Source organism: Shewanella sp. AS16 (assembly GCF_021412365.1).
GTDB classification, from domain to species: Bacteria; Pseudomonadota; Gammaproteobacteria; order Enterobacterales; family Shewanellaceae; genus Shewanella; species Shewanella salipaludis.
In genome coordinates, this window is sequence record NZ_JAKCLK010000006.1 from 118,371 (window position 1) to 134,814 (window position 16,444).

14 protein-coding genes and 1 pseudogene are annotated in these 16,444 nt (G+C 54.7%); 5 read left to right on the forward strand and 10 right to left on the reverse strand.

All coding sequences use genetic code 11. The features are described from left to right. Positions 1-160: 160 nt before the first annotated feature. From acpP to yceD, 7 genes are all read right to left on the reverse strand, one after another. The gene (gene acpP / locus LZP73_RS14985; protein ID WP_011865403.1) at positions 161-394 is read right to left on the reverse strand and encodes an acyl carrier protein; all 234 of its coding nucleotides are present in this window, start codon (positions 392-394) and stop codon (positions 161-163) included. A 164-nt stretch (positions 395-558) separates the two neighbouring features. Continuing rightward, complete coding sequence (gene fabG / locus LZP73_RS14990; RefSeq protein WP_234235795.1) at positions 559-1,305, reverse strand: 3-oxoacyl-ACP reductase FabG; 747 nt, start codon at positions 1,303-1,305, stop codon at positions 559-561. 9 nt (positions 1,306-1,314) lie between these two features. After that, entirely contained in the window at positions 1,315-2,241 is a 927-nt protein-coding gene (gene fabD / locus LZP73_RS14995) for an ACP S-malonyltransferase (RefSeq protein ID WP_234235796.1), read from the reverse strand. Positions 2,242-2,354: 113 nt separating this feature from the next. After that, positions 2,355-3,314 (reverse strand): beta-ketoacyl-ACP synthase III, encoded by a 960-nt coding sequence (locus LZP73_RS15000; protein WP_234235797.1) that lies wholly within the window; start codon positions 3,312-3,314, stop codon positions 2,355-2,357. A 9-nt stretch (positions 3,315-3,323) separates the two neighbouring features. Beyond that, the gene (gene plsX / locus LZP73_RS15005) at positions 3,324-4,352 is read right to left on the reverse strand and encodes a phosphate acyltransferase PlsX (RefSeq protein WP_234235798.1); all 1,029 of its coding nucleotides are present in this window, start codon (positions 4,350-4,352) and stop codon (positions 3,324-3,326) included. A gap of 15 nt (positions 4,353-4,367) precedes the next feature. Next, entirely contained in the window at positions 4,368-4,538 is a 171-nt protein-coding gene (rpmF, locus tag LZP73_RS15010; RefSeq protein WP_153663821.1) for a 50S ribosomal protein L32, read from the reverse strand. A 17-nt stretch (positions 4,539-4,555) separates the two neighbouring features. Further along, positions 4,556-5,080, reverse strand: a complete 525-nt coding sequence (yceD, locus tag LZP73_RS15015) for a 23S rRNA accumulation protein YceD (RefSeq protein ID WP_169562353.1) — start codon at positions 5,078-5,080, stop codon at positions 4,556-4,558. A gap of 275 nt (positions 5,081-5,355) precedes the next feature. On the opposite strand from yceD, the gene LZP73_RS15020 reads away from it, so the two are divergent. After that, on the forward strand, positions 5,356-5,955 hold the full coding sequence (locus tag LZP73_RS15020; RefSeq protein WP_234235799.1) for a Maf family protein: 600 nt from the start codon (positions 5,356-5,358) through the stop codon (positions 5,953-5,955). Between the two features lie 53 nt (positions 5,956-6,008). Here the strand turns inward: LZP73_RS15020 and LZP73_RS15025 are convergent, their stop codons facing one another. Both LZP73_RS15025 and rluC read right to left on the reverse strand, forming a co-directional pair. Continuing rightward, positions 6,009-6,665 (reverse strand): HAD family hydrolase, encoded by a 657-nt coding sequence (locus LZP73_RS15025; RefSeq protein WP_234235800.1) that lies wholly within the window; start codon positions 6,663-6,665, stop codon positions 6,009-6,011. 7 nt (positions 6,666-6,672) lie between these two features. Next, complete coding sequence (rluC, locus tag LZP73_RS15030; RefSeq protein WP_234235801.1) at positions 6,673-7,632, reverse strand: 23S rRNA pseudouridine(955/2504/2580) synthase RluC; 960 nt, start codon at positions 7,630-7,632, stop codon at positions 6,673-6,675. A 551-nt stretch (positions 7,633-8,183) separates the two neighbouring features. On the opposite strand from rluC, the pseudogene rne reads away from it, so the two are divergent. Together rne and LZP73_RS15040 are read left to right on the forward strand one after the other, a co-directional pair. Then, positions 8,184-11,517: pseudogene (gene rne, locus LZP73_RS15035) on the forward strand (ribonuclease E). A gap of 126 nt (positions 11,518-11,643) precedes the next feature. Next, positions 11,644-13,203 (forward strand): SulP family inorganic anion transporter, encoded by a 1,560-nt coding sequence (locus LZP73_RS15040; RefSeq protein WP_234235803.1) that lies wholly within the window; start codon positions 11,644-11,646, stop codon positions 13,201-13,203. 203 nt (positions 13,204-13,406) lie between these two features. Here the strand turns inward: LZP73_RS15040 and LZP73_RS15045 are convergent, their stop codons facing one another. Next, the gene (locus LZP73_RS15045; RefSeq protein ID WP_234235804.1) at positions 13,407-14,318 is read right to left on the reverse strand and encodes a bifunctional methionine sulfoxide reductase B/A protein; all 912 of its coding nucleotides are present in this window, start codon (positions 14,316-14,318) and stop codon (positions 13,407-13,409) included. A gap of 234 nt (positions 14,319-14,552) precedes the next feature. Here LZP73_RS15045 and LZP73_RS15050 point away from each other — a divergent pair, with 234 nt between their 5' ends. Continuing rightward, a complete protein-coding gene (locus LZP73_RS15050) occupies positions 14,553-15,392 on the forward strand; it encodes an isopenicillin N synthase family dioxygenase (protein ID WP_234235832.1) in 840 nt (279 codons plus the stop codon). 105 nt (positions 15,393-15,497) lie between these two features. After that, complete coding sequence (gene ylqF / locus LZP73_RS15055) at positions 15,498-16,439, forward strand: ribosome biogenesis GTPase YlqF (protein ID WP_234235805.1); 942 nt, start codon at positions 15,498-15,500, stop codon at positions 16,437-16,439. Positions 16,440-16,444 lie beyond the last annotated feature (5 nt).

Genomic DNA, 16,444 nt, shown 5'->3' on the forward strand with positions numbered 1-16,444 from the left:
TGATATGTCTATCACAAATGATCCGCCAACCCACGACGAGCATCTGAAACGAGAAAGGCTCAAAAATGTCAGACACTTTGAAGAAAACAACTGCAGAAATTGACGGGCTTAAAACAAAAACAGGCGGCATAAATTGCCGCCTGTTTTCTAGAATTCTGGATTACTGATTCTTGGAAACGTAATCGATCGCTGCTTGAACAGTAGTGATCTTTTCAGCTTCTTCATCAGGGATCTCGGTATCAAACTCTTCTTCCAGAGCCATAACCAATTCAACAGTGTCCAGAGAATCTGCACCCAAATCGTCAACAAAAGAGGCCGCTGGTTTAACGTCTTCTTCTTTAACGCCCAGTTGCTCAATAATGATTTTCTTTACACGTTCTTCGATGTTGCTCATTAGTTTTCTTTCCTATTCAAATTACGCACTTGCGTAAGATTGCGAGTAGTTTATTCGATTCTACTGACAATGCAAGCTTAGTTTTTGTGGTCTAACCACGAAATTTGGCTTGCATCCCAATGAAAATCACAACTCAATTGCGACAGATTCCCTGCCATTCGCCCTTAAACCATGTACATGCCGCCATTCACATGCAAGGTTTCCCCTGTGATGTAAGCGGCAGAGTCCGAGGCCAAAAAAAGCACAGCGTTAGCAATTTCTTGCGCTTGCCCTAAACGTTCCATCGGAACTTGAGACATGATAGCTTGTTGCTGTTCTTCGGTCAGCTCATCCGTCATGTCTGTCTGGATAAATCCAGGAGCAATAGCATTAACCGTAATTTGCCGAGATGCAACCTCTCTGGCAAGAGATTTTGTAAATCCGATCAAGCCGGCCTTGGCCGCAGAGTAGTTCACCTGCCCTGCATTGCCCATGGTGCCTACGACAGAGCCAATATTGATAATACGACCGAAGCGTTTCTTCATCATGGTGCGCATCACAGGCTTGGACAAACGGAACAAGGATGTCAGGTTAGTGTCTATGATATCCTGCCATTCATCATCTTTCATGCGCATCAGCAAATTATCGCGGGTAATACCTGCGTTGTTGACCAGAATATCAACATCCCCGGCTTTTTCTTTGATCTGGGCGAATAAATCGCTCACCGACTGACCGTCGGTCACATTAAGGACCAAACCAAAACCTTTATCACCCAGATAGTCCTGAATGGCCGCGGCACCGCGCTCACTGGTCGCAGTGCCTATTACCAGGGCACCGGCCTGGACTAACGTCTCGGCGATGGCCCGGCCGATCCCGCGGCTGGCGCCCGTGACCAGGGCCACTTTACCGTTCAAATTCAGGTTAACACTCATACAAACTCCTTATGCGGTCAGCGCGGCGAAAGATGCAGTATCGTTCACTGCTTGCGCTGACACAGATTTATTGATTCTCTTGGTCAACCCAGTCAATACCTTGCCTGGACCACATTCGACTAACTGGCTGATGCCTTCTGCCGCCATCTTCTCTACCGTCTCGCTCCAGCGAACCGGACAATACAATTGGCGTACCAAAGCATCTTTAATCTCTGCCGCCGAGGCAGGCGAAGCCACATCGACGTTGTTGATCACTCTTATGCTAGGGCTTGAAAATACGATGTTTTCCAGCGCCTGAGCCAACTTGTCTGCCGCCGGCTTCATCAGGGCACAGTGGGATGGCACGCTGACGGGCAACGCCACCGCCATCTTGGCACCTGCGGCCTTGCAGGCAACGGCCGCGCGCTCAACCGCCTCTTTCTGACCCGCGATAACGACCTGCCCTGGGCTGTTGAAATTCACCGGACTGACGACCTCACCCTCGGACGCCGTTTCACAGGCCGCGGCAATGGCCGCATCATCCAGGCCAATGATGGCATACATGGCACCCGTACCCGCAGGTACCGCCTGCTGCATCAGTTGGCCACGCAGCTCGACGAGCTTGATAGCTGCCTTAAAATCTATCACACCGGCACACACCAGCGCCGAATACTCGCCCAGACTATGACCCGCCAAGACGTTTGGCAGCGCCTTGCCTGTGGCCAGATAAGCCCGCCAGATGGCGACGCTGGCCGCCAATAATGCAGGTTGGGTCTTATCGGTTTCATTGAGCGTTTCCGCCGGACCATCTTGTACCAGGGCCCATAGATCATAGCCCAAAGCCTCGCTGGCCTCGGCGAATGTCTGGGTAACGACCTCATGTGTTGCGCCCAACTCGGCCAACATGCCGACGGCCTGAGAGCCTTGACCAGGGAACACGAAAGCAACATTTTCCATAATATTTATACCTATTTATTTGTCTATCAAACGGCGGCCCGAAACGTTAGCTGCCGGCGATGGATGCCCGCCGGTTAACCACACTCGGCGATCGGCAGCCTCGGGCCGCAGGGTTAAAAGCGGATCAGCGCGCTGCCCCAGGCAAAACCGGCACCGAAGGCTTCCAGCAACAATAATTGCCCCCGCTGAATGCGGCCATCCCTGACGGCTTCATCCAAGGCGATAGGCACGGAGGCCGCCGAGGTGTTGCCGTGTTTGGCCAGGGTCAATACCACCTTATCCAGGCTCATGTCGAGCTTCTTGGCCGTGGCATTGATGATACGGAAATTCGCCTGATGTGGCACCAGCCAGTCGATCTCCGACTTATCTATGTTATTGAGCCTTAAGGTTTCAGTCACCACGTGGGATAACTGAGTAACAGCCACCTTGAAGACTTCGTTGCCTTTCATTGTCATATAACCGGAAATATCTGTGGGCTGCTCCCCTCGCGGCGGCAAGGCGCACTTGAGCAGGTCTCCCTGGCGACCATCGGCGTAGATGTGGGTAGATAAGATCCCCGGGGTCTCACTGGCCCCAACCACCACGGCGCCGGCGCCGTCACCAAACAAGATGATGGTCGATCTGTCTTCCGGCTCACAGAGGCGTGATAACACGTCTGCGCCTATCACCAGGATTTTTTTCGCCGTTCCGGCTTTGATAAATTGATCGGCAACGGATAAGGCATAAACGAAGCCCGAACAGGCGGCGGCAATATCGAAGGCTGGGATAGTATGAATGCCGAGCAAGGTTTGTATTTCACAGGCGGCGGCCGGGAATGCATTGCTGGCACTGGTGGTGCCGCAGATGATCATATCTAAGTCGGCTGCTTCTATGTTGGCCATTTCAAGGGCGTTGACTGCCGCCCTGTAACCCATGGTCGAAACGGTTTCTTCAGTGGCCGCAATGCGACGCTCCGAGATCCCGGTGCGTTCAACAATCCACTGATCTGTGGTTTCCACCATTTTTTCCAGATCTTGATTGCTACGTACCTGCACCGGCAGGTAACTGCCGGTTCCGAGAATTTTTGTATGCATAAGGAAGAGTCAGCTATTGATATCTAAAAGAATCGACTCCAAACGATCTTTTATCATTTCAGGGAGTCGACGTTGCGCTTCGGTTACTGCCAAACTAATCGCTTGTAAATAGGCAGTCGCGTCTGCGTTTCCATGGCTTTTTACTACTATTCCGCGCAATCCTATCAGACTTGCGCCATTGTAGTGGTCGGGGTTCATCTGGCTCAGTACCGCCTGAATGCGCGGGGCGATGATTTTAGCCAGAAAACGTACAAAAAAACCTTGGGTCAAACCTTGCTTGAGCCTATCCACCAGTAACTTGGCTATGCCTTCGGATGTCTTGAGCGTGATGTTGCCGACGAAGCCATCACAGACGATCACATCGACATTGCCACTGTAGATCTCATCGCCCTCGATAAAACCAGTGTAGTTGAGCCTATCCGTATGTTGTAATAACTGCCCGGCCTGCTGCACCTGATCGTTGCCCTTGATCTCCTCTATGCCTATGTTCAGTAACGCCACCTTAGGGCGTGACGTCTTCTCTACCGCTTCACACAGGACAGATCCCATGACGGCAAACTGAAATAAGGTTTCTGAGTCGCAGGAGATATTGGCCCCCAAATCCAGCAAATACACTGGCTTGCGGGTCACGGTCGGCAAACAGGTCACCAGGGCGGGCCTGTCGATACCTGGTAAGGTTTTCAGCAACACTTTCGCCATGGCCATCAAGGCACCCGTATTACCGGCACTGACACAGGCCTGGGCCTTGTCGTCACGCACCAATTCTATGGCGAGCCGCATGGAGCTGTTCTTGCGTGAACGCAATGCATGTACCGGACGATCGCACATCTTCACCACTTCTGTGGTGTGAAGTATCTCTAAACGGGAGAGTAAAGCGGCTTCTGCAGATTGCAGATGGATATCGATTTGGGCCTTGTCACCGACCAAAATGATATTGAGAGAAGGATGTAATTTTAGTGCCCGCAAGGCTGCAGGCACTGTGACGTGGGGGCCATGATCGCCGCCCATCGCATCCAACGCAAGCGTCAGACTCGTCATTAGGAAACCAACAAATTACTTGTTGATAACCTTTTTACCGCGATAGAAACCATCGGCAGTCACGTTGTGACGCAAATGTAATTCACCGCTGGTAGCGTCTACAGACAACTGAGCTGTGCCCAGTGCGTCATGTGAACGGCGCATTCCGCGCTTTGAACGAGATTTTTTATTCTGTTGTACAGCCATGGGCCCTGTCTCCTAGATTACTTGCTCTTCAGTTTTTCTAACACTGCAAACGGATTTGGACGCTCCTCTTGAGCGGATTCGATCTCGCCTACAACCACATCCTTCGATCCCTTATTGCAATCAGTACCTTCATGCATAGGGATGATGGGCATGGCGACTATCAATTCATCTTCGATCAATTGATGTAGACGTATTTCGCCAATTTCATTGCACTCAATCGGGTCATACGCATCCGGGAGCTCATCGATTTCTGCCGGCGTCCGACACGGACTAAAGCAGAAGTCGACCGTAACCTCTGTGGTATAAAGCGTCATGCAACGTTGACATATCAGAGTGAGCTCCGTCACAGCCTTCCCTTTCAGGTAGACTATCCCCTGTAAATCTACGCCACATTCCAACGACACTGTCACATCGGAACAGTCGCCGGCACATAACTCATTTAATCGCTTCAGCTGCTGACCGGGAACAACCCCCTGATAGGTGAGTCGACTCGCGGCAGTGCGAAAAGGATCAATTGAAACCGGTATCTTTACTGTTTGCATAAGGCGCGCATATTATAGTTTGAAAACGCCAGAGTCAAAGAAAAAATGATGCCTGGGTTGCAGTTTGCGCTACAGACCCTTTCCTGACCCCGACATTGAAATTGACGGAAGCGAAATTTTACCCAAGCGCCCCGGGTTCCACAAGCATTAGCAGGCTAAAATAGCCGCATTCGCGCAAATGAATGCGTTCCGGGGGCATCCGAGTCATTCCCGGATGACATAAAAGCCGCCACAGGTACAATAGGCTCACATTCTATTCCCCCTTGGGTTACCCAATGACAGCAGATCTTATTTTAGCCTCTACCTCGGAATATCGAAAACAATTGCTGGACAAGCTGCAACTGCCCTTCGGCAGCTGCAGCCCTGAGGTCGACGAGAGCCCTTTGCCGGGCGAAGGCCCCGAGGCCCTGGTGCTGCGTTTGGCCCAGGCCAAGGCAAGGGCCGGCGCCAGGATGCACCCGGGTGCACTCGTGATAGGCTCGGATCAGGTGGCGGTTATCGAAGGTGAGATCACCGGCAAGCCGCTCAACTTCGCCACCGCCGTCGCCCAGCTCACCCAGGCATCCGGCAAGGCCATCACCTTTTATACCGGACTGGCACTCTACAACGGGGCCACAGACACCATGACCGCCGAGGTCGAGCCTTTCACTGTTCATTTCAGGACTCTGACCCAGGCGCAGATCCAAAATTATGTTCGCCGGGAAGCGCCCTACTACTGCGCCGGCAGCTTCAAGAGCGAAGGTCTGGGCATAGCCCTGTTTTCCCGCCTCGAAGGCCGGGACCCCAATACCCTGGTTGGCTTGCCGTTGATTTTGCTGACGCAGATGTTGCTCAGCCAGGGGCTGGACGTGCTCGGGGACGATGAACGGATTTGAGTAAGGGATTAAGGGTATAAGGTATAGCTAAGACGGAAACCACAGGCGCACAGCTACAGGTGCGCAAGCAGCTCCTCGGCCGTGTCTATGATGGCTTTGGGGGCGGCGCCGCGTAACTGAACTGCGCTGTGGGCTCCGTAGCTGACCCCTATGGCGTCCATGCCGGCGTTTTTGGCCATGAAGAGGTCATGCACAGAATCCCCGACCATGATCGCCTGCTCGGGCCCGAGCCGCAGCTGGTGCAACAACTGCTGCAGCATCTGTGGGTGGGGTTTGCTCTCGGCTTCATCGGCGCAGCGACTGGCATCGAAATACTCGCCCAGGCCAGTCTCCTGCAGCACACGCTCGAGTCCCTGCCGCCCTTTCCCTGTGGCGATCGCCAGTCGGTATCCCCGCGCCTTGAGTTGCACCAGCAAGTCCCTGCTGCCCTCGAAGAGCGGGCTGGGAGTGGTATCCAACTCGAGATAATGCTGCCGGAAGCAGGCTTGCATCTGCCGATAGACCTGAGGCGTCTCGTGCGGGAACAGCTGCGCCAGCGCCTTGGTCATGGACAGGCCTATGATATCTCGGATGGCGGCCTCACTCGGCACAGGCCTGGCGAGCTCCCGGGCGAGCCGCGCCATGCAGGCGACTATCTTGCCGACGGAATCCATCAGGGTGCCATCCCAATCGAAAATCACCAGCTCGTAGCCCGGCCTCTGCTCGCCCATGCCGATGTCAGACCCGGGTCAGCTTAGTCAGCAGGGCTTCGAGGTTGTCATCCAGCGGTGCCTTGACCCGCATTATCTCTTCCGAGTCGGGATGGGTAAACATCAGCTCGGCGGCATGCAGGAATAACCGGCTCAGCCCCAGGCTGCGCATGCTGTTGTCGAACCCTTGCTCGCTGTACTTATCGTCACAGGCGATGGGATGGCCGGTATACTGGCAATGCACCCGGATCTGGTGGGTCCGGCCCGTCACCGGACTGGCCTTGACCAAGGTGCAGCCCTGATAGCGCTGCATTATCTTGTAGCGTGTCTCGGACGGCTTGCCTTCGGCATTGACCCGGACGATGCGCTCACCGGATTTGAGGGTCAGCTTGAGCAAGGGTACCTTGACCACCTTATCCTGCGCCGACCACTCGCCCTTGACCAGGGCCAGATAATCTTTCTGCATCTTCTTATATCTGAGCTGATCATGCAGATGTTTGAGGGCGCTGCGTTTCTTGGCAATCAGCAACACACCTGAGGTGTCTTTGTCCAATCTGTGCACCAGCTCGAGGAATTTCTGCTGTGGCCTGAGCGCCCGCAGCGCTTCTATCACCCCGTAATCCACCCCGCTGCCACCATGGACGGCGATCCCCGCCGGCTTATTGAGCACGATAAGGTGCATATCTTCATGCAAGATACGGTCTTCGAGTTGCGAAACCTTGGTCAGGTTGGCAGAAGGTGCGGTACGGTTATCCGGCTCGGCAACCCGCACCGGCGGAATACGTACAATATCCCTGTCCTGCAACTTATATTCCGGCTTGATGCGTTTCTTGTTGACCCTGACCTCACCCTTGCGCACGATGCGGTAGATCATGCTCTTGGGAACGCCTTTGAGTTTGGTCAGCAGAAAATTATCTATGCGTTGTCCGGCGTTGTCTTCATCTATGGTGACCAACTGGACTTGGGGGGAGGTAGATTCTGTGTTCATGATGCGCCATTTCGTAGTAACGGCGCTCATTGTACAACAAGTGAGAAGAATTGTGCCTTCCCATTGCCGAATTTTTTGATTATTGCTATATTTCACCAGCGGTGGGGATAATAGGTGAATAAAGTGTTCACAAAGGCCCCATTTCAAGCGGTGTTCACGCCGTAGAAACCCTGTTCAACTAGGTAGCAACTCATTGATTTGCAAATCGTACCTTGAGTTAATTATAGAAAAACACATTTTTACGATTAAACTTAGTTAACAACCTTAAATTAAGATGGTTTCCACCCAGAACACCTACCCGATTTCGAAGTAAATTTTAACTTGTCGTCAGACAAACCTATTCGATTTGGGCATTACCGGAACGTAATTAGATAATTTATGGGGTTGGTTGATGTTTTACAACGAATTCCTTGTTTTTGTAATCATTAAAAAATAAGCCATAAATAGGATGCGACACGCAGCGATTGCGTCGGACAGCAATGCGCATCTTCTGCCTATCCCCAGCCGTGAGGCTGTGTTTATCAGGATTAGGCCCGTAATGCAGCGAAGAAGTGTTGTTTGATGACCCATTTATAGAAGAATAATGTCATCATGAAACGTATGTTAATCAATGCAACTCAATCAGAAGAGTTGCGCGTCGCCCTGGTAGATGGGCAACAACTTTATGATCTGGATATCGAAAGCCCAGGTCATGAACAGAAAAAATCCAACATCTACAAGGGTAAAATCACCCGCGTAGAGCCTTCTCTCGAAGCCGCCTTTGTCGACTATGGTGCCGACCGTCATGGCTTCCTGCCACTGAAAGAAATCGGCAGAGAATACTTCCCCAAGGGCTATTCTTTCCAGGGTCGTCCCAACATCAAAGAAGTGGTGCGCGAAGGCCAGGAAGTCATAGTTCAGATAGACAAGGAAGAACGTGGCAATAAAGGCGCAGCCTTGACCACCTTCATCAGCCTTGCCGGTTCATACCTGGTATTGATGCCCAATAACCCGCGCGCCGGCGGTATCTCGCGTCGCATCGAAGGGGATGAGCGCACCGAACTCAAGGAAGCCATGGCCGATCTGGAAGTGCCTGCCGGCATGGGCCTGATTGTCCGCACCGCGGGCGTGGGTAAAGAATCGACCGAACTCAAATGGGATCTTAAGGTGCTGATGCACCACTGGACGGCGATCAAAGAAGCCTCGGAAACCAAGGGGGCCCCTTTCCTGATCCACCAGGAGAGCAACGTCATAGTCCGTGCCATACGTGACTATTTGCGTCGCGATGTGGGCGAGATCCTCATCGACCATCCACGCATCTTCGAAGACGCCAAGCAACATATCGCCCTGGTGAGACCCGATTTCGTCGACCGCGTCAAACTCTACGAAGCCGAAGTGCCGTTATTCACCCACTTCCAGATCGAGTCACAAATCGAATCCGCTTTCCAGCGTGAAGTGCGCCTGCCTTCGGGCGGTTCTATCGTTATCGACCCAACCGAAGCCCTGACCTCGATCGATATCAACTCGGCGCGTGCCACCAAGGGCGGCGACATCGAAGAAACGGCGCTCAATACCAACCTGGAAGCGGCCGATGAGATCGCCCGTCAGTTGCGTCTGCGCGACTTGGGTGGCCTGGTGGTCATAGACTTCATCGACATGACCCCGGTTCGTCACCAACGTGAAGTCGAGAATCGTCTGCGCGATGCCGTACACCACGACAGAGCCAGAGTGCAGCTGGGACGCATCTCCCGCTTCGGTCTGATGGAAATGTCACGTCAGCGTCTGCGCCCTTCACTGGAAGAGTCGGCAGCACATTTATGCCCTCGCTGCCATGGCCAAGGCACCATCCGCAGCACAGAGTCTTTGGCCCTGTCGATACTGCGTCTGATGGAAGAAGAAGCCATCAAGGAAAACACCTCACAGATCGAGGCCATAGTGCCGGTCGATGTGGCCGCCTTCCTGCTCAACGAGAAACGTAAAGCCATCCGCATCACAGAGCAACGTCATGACGTCGAAGTCTATGTGATCCCAGACTCACACATGATGACTCCTGAATATCGGGTTGTACGTCATCGCAGCGACGATGAAGTCACAGAGTCCAGCTATAAGCGTACCGAACGCCCCGAAAGCAAGCTGTACGAGCCGCGCAAACTGGAAAGAACTGCGGCCCCCGAGCCGGCCCTGAAAGGTTTCGCTCAGCCACAGAAAATGGTCGCAGCCCCGGAAGCGGCGACGCCTGCGGCCCAGCCACAACAACCAGGCCTCTTCGCCAAGTTAGTCTCTGCCATCGGCGCCCTGTTCAGCGCAGAAGAAAGCAAGAGCAGCACACCCGCCAAGAAAGTTGAAACCAAGACGGCCGACAAGCCACAGGCGAGTGCCAATGCCAACAGACGCAATCGCCGTAGCGATAGCCGTAGCGATAGCCGTCGTCCACGCGGCGAGGAAGGCAGAGGCAAGGACAGTGCAACACGTGAGCCGCGCGAGCCTCGCAGCCGCACCGCCAAGAAAGTCGATGCCTCTCAGGAACGTCCGGTACGTGACAGAGATGAGCAGGCCAAGCGTCAGCCTAAGGCCGATGCCAAGCCGCGTTCAACGCCCAAAGCGGCGCCGGAAGCCAACGTCGAGCAAGACTCTCCCAAGCAGGAAGTCGCCCGCGAACGTCGTCAGCGCCGCAACATGCGCCGTAAAGTTCGCATAGAGAACGAGCACAACACGCCCGACACCAAGCCTGAACTGGCTGCGGACGCGGTTGAAGCCCAAGTTGCCAGCGCCGCAGCTGTGGTTGAAACCAAGGAAAGCAAGCCGACTAAGTCACGTCGTCAGCCACGCAAAGAGACTGAAGCGCAAACGCCAAGCGAGATAGGCGCCGGCGTAGTGGAAGAAGTGCTGGCCGCGACCATCACAGTGGTTGAGTCACAGCCGGATGTGGTGCTCAGTACCGACAGCGAAACTCATGTTATCGCCAGCCAGGCGCAAGCCGAGCCGGACGATAGCGCAGAAACGCCAGAAGCCATGGATGACAGCGGAAAGCGTGAACCCAGAGAAGGTCAACGTCGCAGTCGTCGCAGCCCACGTCATCTGCGCGCCGCCGGTCAACGCCGTCGCCGTGATGAAGATGAACAGGGACAAAACGGCGAAGCGGCCTTCACCGCCCATGAGGAAGCCCCGGTCCAGCTCAATCCTACCGAGCCGGTCCAGGCCGCTGTGGCTGCAGAAACACCAGTTGCAGAAACGCCGGTTGCCGACCAAGCCAAAGAGGCTGACGTTGCTGTGAGTCACACAGAGGCTAAGCCGGACGTCGAACCTGAGCTTAAGTCTGAAGTGAAAGCTGAGGTTAAGCCTGAAGTCGAGCAGGAAGTGAAACCAGAGGCAGCTGTTGCCCCTGCCGCTGCTGAACAGACGGCTGAAACAGCTCAAACGACGCAGGAAGCGGAAGCCGTCAGCGTCAAGGAGCCGCTGGTTGCCGAGGTTGCCGAGGTTGTTGAGGCGCAGGTGAGTGAAACCGCCGCGCCACAGGCCAAAGTCGAAGTTCAAGCCGAGGTTCAAGCCGAGAGCGAAAAACCGCAAACGGCCGAAGCGCATACAAACACAGCAGCCAAGGTCGCCGCGGAAGCCTCGGCGCCCATGGCCAAACCTGCTGTCATGCCTAAGCCTGCAATCAAGCCGACTGCGCAAGCCGTGGCGAGCGCCGAGCCCAAGCCCGTGGTTGAGACCCAGGTCAAAGCCAAGCCGGCCACCAGCCGTTTCGGCTCCATGGTATCATCGACCACCACCAAGCCGGTCGTCGATGCCCGTGACCAGGTTGAGACCCCCAAGGGCCGTGCCTATGAGCCGAGCGAGTCAGAACCTGCCGAAGCCAAGGCTAAAGTCACCAACAGTGCCGATGCGGATATGGCTCGTCCATAAGCCGGCACCCTGAAAACAAGCCATGCCTGGTGCATGGCTTTTTTTTTGTCCAAGGTTTAGCCGCAGTGGTTTTTTTGTTAGTATCCGCCGCCTGAACCGCAACCCAACATGAAAAACAGAGGATCAATGTTCGATCTCATTCGTCATAAAACCAGCAGCCACAAAGCCGATGTGCTTTCGGGGCTCACAGTTGCACTCGCACTCATTCCGGAAGCAGTGGCTTTCGCCTTCGTTGCCCATGTGGAACCTATGGTCGGGCTCTATGCCGCCTTCATCATGGGACTGATCACCGCGCTCATAGGTGGCCGTCCCGGGATGATCTCCGGCGCAACCGGTGCCATGGCCGTGGTCATGGTGTCGCTGGTGATGGAACATGGGGTGCAATACCTGTTTGCCACAGTGGTGCTCGCAGGTCTTATCCAGATCTGTGCCGGTATCTTCAAACTAGGCAAATTTATCCGCATAGTGCCTTACCCTGTGATGATAGGTTTCGTCAATGGCCTGGCGATAGTGATCTTCCTGGCCCAGCTGGGGCAGTTTAAGGTCAAGGATGCCGCCGGCGAGCTGGTATGGATGGCGCAGGAGCCCTTGCTCTTGATGTTGGGCCTGGTGGCTTTGACCATGGCCATCATTCATTTCCTGCCCAAGCTCACCACGGCCGTGCCCTCCTCCCTGGTGGCCATATTGACGGTGACGGCACTGGTCGTCGGCCTGGATCTGGATACCCGCAACGTACTGGATTTCCTCAAGACCATGAGCGGCGATGACAATATCACCATAGCCGGAAACCTGCCCAGCTTCGCCATCCCCAGCGTGCCCTTCAACATGCAGACCCTGTACATAATACTGCCTTATGCCTGTATCCTGGCGGCCGTTGGCCTCATAGAATCCCTGTTGACCCTGACAGTGATAGATGAGATGACCAGCACCCGTGGACGCAGCAACAAGGAATGCATAGGCCAGGGTGTCGGCAACATCACCAGCGGCTTTTTCGGTGCCATGGGTGGCTGTGCCATGATAGGCCAGTCGATGATCAACATTAACTCGGGTGGCCGTGGCCGCCTGTCCGGCATCACGGCGGCTGTCGGCCTGTTGACCTTCATACTGTTCGGCTCGGCCTTCATCGAAATCATCCCCCTGGCCGCCTTGGTCGGGGTGATGTTCATCGTAGTGATAGGGACCTTCGAGTGGGCCAGTTTCAGGGTGATGAATAAGGTGCCTAAGCACGATGCCTTCGTGATAGTGCTGGTGACCACGGTCACAGTGTTCACGGATCTGGCCTTCGCGGTGTTTGTCGGGGTGATAGTCTCGGCCCTGGTGTTCGCCTGGGAACACGCCAAGCATATCAATGTCGAGATCAGCGAAGACAGCCAGGGCTGGAAGGTGTATCGCCTCAACGGGCCGTTATTTTTCGGTTCTGTGGCCAATTTCCTCGAACTGTTCGATGCCAAGACAGATCCACAGGATGTGATAGTCGACTTCGGCAATTCCCGGGTCGCGGATCACTCGGCACTGGAAGCCATAGATACCCTGGCCGAGCGTTATGTCTCCGCCGGCAAACGCCTGCACCTGCGCCACCTCAGCGGCGATTGCAGGCAACTGCTGCGCAACGCAGGCGATCTGGTCGAAGTGAACCTGATTGAAGATCCCCACTATAAGGTGGCGGACGATAAGCTGGATTCCTAGGCTGCGGCCAGGAAAATAAAGAAGCGAGCCTGGCTCGCTTTTTTATTGCCTGATTCTTATTGCCTAGCTTTCATTGCCTAACTTTCATTGCCTAGCTTTCATTGCCTGGTTTTATTGCTTGCTTTGCGCTTGCTGGCAGGTCCCGGCCCGAGAGGCCGGGGGCTATTTCACCCTCTTGTTTCAAGACTCTTATTTCAACTGTTTCAAGACTCCGGTTTCAACAGGGCTGCAAAGGCGGCCCTGAATTTCTCCACCTTGGGGCGGACGACCAACTGGCAATAGGGCTGCTCCCCATGCAGAGCAAAGTAGTCGTTATGGTAATTCTCCGCCGGATAGAAGGCCTGGTACGCAGTCAGCTCTGTCACTATCGGGGCTGCCCAAAGGCCGGCCTGTCGCAGTTTTTCTATCATGGCCGAGGCACTGTCTATCTGCTCGGCATCGTGAGCGAAGATAACCGAGCGATACTGAGGGCCGATATCATTGCCCTGGCGATTGAGGCTGGTCGGATCATGGCTCTGGAAAAACACCTGCAACAAGGTATCGAAACTGATCTCGGCCGGATCATAGGTTATCTGCACCACTTCCGCATGCCCTGTGCTGCCACTACAGACAGTGCGATAATCCGCCTCTTCGGCCAAGCCACCGGCATAACCGGATCTCACTCCCTTAACCCCCTTGAGCGCGGCAAAGATAGCCTCCAGGCACCAGAAACAGCCCCCGCCCAGGGTGGCCAACCGCTCACCCGAGCGCGGCTGCTCGGCATCCTGTGGCTGAAACAGCAAGGAAACAGAGTTCACGCAATGACGGACATTCTTCGGGGTAAGAAACTCCCCCTCGAATACATGCCCCAGATGGCCTTGGCAGTGGCTGCAGACGATTTCGGTGCGGCTGCCATCCGGGTCAGGATGCCGGGTCACGGCCCCCGGGATCTCATCATCGAACGCCGGCCAGCCACAGTGGGCGTTGAACTTGCTGTCGGAGCGGTATAAGGGCGCACCGCACTTCTTGCACAGGTATAAACCGGGGGCATCGAGGGTGACATATTCGCCGGAGAAAGGCCTTTCGGTCCCCTTCTCTTCGATCACATATTTCTCAAAATCGGTCAATTCGCGCATCTGTAGCTACCTTGTCTGCCGTTGGGATCCAATAGGACCCGCCGCCGTTGCGGATAATTTCGTATCATTATTCAAATAAGCGCCCGGGTTTGTCCAGTGACAAACCAAGATAGTGCTGCACGGACGACTGAGCCGGGCTGGCGATGGCAATGGCAATGGCAATGGCAAAATTTGCACTTATATCTGCGCGCGGCTAAACTGGCGCGGGGTTAACTTAAAATAAGAACACAGATGATGAAATTAGAAACAATCGATTATCGCGCGCCCGACAGCGCCGCAAAATTTGTCGAGTCATTGAGGGAAACCGGGTTCGGCGTGTTGTCCAACCACCCGATAGACAAGGCCTTGGTGGAAAACATCTACCAGGAGTGGCATGCCTTCTTCCAATCCGAAGCCAAGCATGACTTCCTGTTCAAACCCGAGACCCAGGATGGCTTCTTCCCGGCATCCGTGTCGGAAACGGCCAAGGGCAATACGGTTAAAGACATCAAAGAATACTTCCATATCTACCCTTGGGGCAGGATCCCTGACTCACTCAGGGAGAACATCCTGGCCTATTATGCCCAAGCCAACGCGCTGGCATCTGAGCTGCTGGGTTGGGTCGAGGCCCACTCGCCCGCCGAAGTGGCGGCACGTTTCTCCATGGCACTGCCGGATATGATCAAAGACAGTCAGCAAACCCTGTTGCGGGTGCTGCATTACCCGCCTATGACGGGTGATGAAGAGCTGGGTGCCATTCGCGCCGCGGCGCACGAAGACATCAACCTGCTGACAGTGCTGCCGGCCGCCAACGAGCCCGGCCTGCAGGTCAAGGCCAAAGACGGCACCTGGCTCGATGTGCCGAGCGACTTTGGCAACATCATCATCAACATAGGTGACATGCTGCAGGAAGCCTCGGGGGGCTATTTCCCGTCGACCTCACACAGGGTCATCAACCCTGAAGGTACAGATAAGACCAAGTCACGGATCTCCTTGCCGTTATTCCTGCACCCGAATCCATCAGTGGTATTGTCCGAGCGCTACACGGCCGACAGTTACCTGAAGGAAAGACTGCGTGAGTTGGGTGTGATTTAATCAGACTCAGAGATAAGAAGCGCCCCAGGGCGCTTTTTTTATGAATTTACCCGCCAAAGAGGTAGAATATTCCTCTTTGGCAATCAGTTAAGACAAGGCGTCATCATGGCAATTCAGTGGTATCCGGGACACATGCACAAGGCACGCAAAGAGATCGAAGAGGCCATGCCTCAGGTCGACTTAGTGATCGAGGTACTGGATGCCCGCATCCCCTTCAGCAGCGAAAATCCCATGGTGGCCAAGCTCAGGGGCGACAAACCCTGCATTAAATTGCTCAACAAATCGGATCTTGCCGATCCCGCTGTCACGGCCCAGTGGATCGAATACCTGGAGCGGGAACAAGGGGTGAAGGCCACCGCCATCACGACCCTGCAGGCCGCCATGGTGAAACGCATTCCCGATATCTGCCGCAAGCTGGTGCCCAATCGTGACAAGGTAGAGAAAGACATACGCACCATGATCATGGGCATACCCAATGTGGGCAAGTCCACCATAATCAACACCCTGGCGGGACGCGTGATCGCCAAGACGGGCAACGAGCCCGCAGTCACCAAGACCCAGCAGCGCATCAACCTCAGGAATGGCATAGTGCTGTCAGACACCCCGGGGATCCTCTGGCCCAAAGTGGATAACGAGGCCAGCAGCTACCGTCTGGCGGTCACAGGCGCCATCAAGGATACCGCCATGGAATACGAAGATGTGGCCCTGTTCGCCGCCCAGTATTTCCTCAGCGCCTACCCCAAGGAAATTTGTGAACGTTATAAACTGAGCGAATTGCCCGAGGATGATATGGCACTACTCGAAGCCATAGGGCGTAAGCGCGGCGCCTTGAGGCCGGGTGGCCGCATAGATCTGCATAAGGCATCCGAATTGCTGCTGCACGAGTACCGCTCGGGCAAGATAGGCTTACTCAGCCTGGAAACCCCGGCCATGGCCGAGGTCGAGAAGGAAGAAGTGGCCCGCATCATGGCCGAGAAAGAGGCCGAAAAACAAGCCAAGCTGGAACAGGAACAACTGAAACGTTCAGGCAAACGCCATAACGATTAACACCT

What these genes read in the sequence shown, in the direction of transcription:
- yceD (WP_169562353.1), bottom strand. Translation starts at nt 5,080, where the DNA reads ATGCAAACAGTAAAGATACCGGTTTCAATTGATCCTTTTCGCACTGCC.
- LZP73_RS15045 (WP_234235804.1), bottom strand. Translation starts at nt 14,318, where the DNA reads ATGCGCGAATTGACCGATTTTGAGAAATATGTGATCGAAGAGAAGGGG.
- rluC (WP_234235801.1), bottom strand. Translation starts at nt 7,632, where the DNA reads ATGAACACAGAATCTACCTCCCCCCAAGTCCAGTTGGTCACCATAGAT.
- ylqF (WP_234235805.1), top strand. Translation starts at nt 15,498, where the DNA reads ATGGCAATTCAGTGGTATCCGGGACACATGCACAAGGCACGCAAAGAG.
- LZP73_RS15025 (WP_234235800.1), bottom strand. Translation starts at nt 6,665, where the DNA reads ATGGGCGAGCAGAGGCCGGGCTACGAGCTGGTGATTTTCGATTGGGAT.
- plsX (WP_234235798.1), bottom strand. Translation starts at nt 4,352, where the DNA reads ATGACGAGTCTGACGCTTGCGTTGGATGCGATGGGCGGCGATCATGGC.
- LZP73_RS15020 (WP_234235799.1), top strand. Translation starts at nt 5,356, where the DNA reads ATGACAGCAGATCTTATTTTAGCCTCTACCTCGGAATATCGAAAACAA.
- LZP73_RS15040 (WP_234235803.1), top strand. Translation starts at nt 11,644, where the DNA reads ATGTTCGATCTCATTCGTCATAAAACCAGCAGCCACAAAGCCGATGTG.
- acpP (WP_011865403.1), bottom strand. Translation starts at nt 394, where the DNA reads ATGAGCAACATCGAAGAACGTGTAAAGAAAATCATTATTGAGCAACTG.
- LZP73_RS15050 (WP_234235832.1), top strand. Translation starts at nt 14,553, where the DNA reads ATGAAATTAGAAACAATCGATTATCGCGCGCCCGACAGCGCCGCAAAA.
- rpmF (WP_153663821.1), bottom strand. Translation starts at nt 4,538, where the DNA reads ATGGCTGTACAACAGAATAAAAAATCTCGTTCAAAGCGCGGAATGCGC.
- fabD (WP_234235796.1), bottom strand. Translation starts at nt 2,241, where the DNA reads ATGGAAAATGTTGCTTTCGTGTTCCCTGGTCAAGGCTCTCAGGCCGTC.
- LZP73_RS15000 (WP_234235797.1), bottom strand. Translation starts at nt 3,314, where the DNA reads ATGCATACAAAAATTCTCGGAACCGGCAGTTACCTGCCGGTGCAGGTA.
- fabG (WP_234235795.1), bottom strand. Translation starts at nt 1,305, where the DNA reads ATGAGTGTTAACCTGAATTTGAACGGTAAAGTGGCCCTGGTCACGGGC.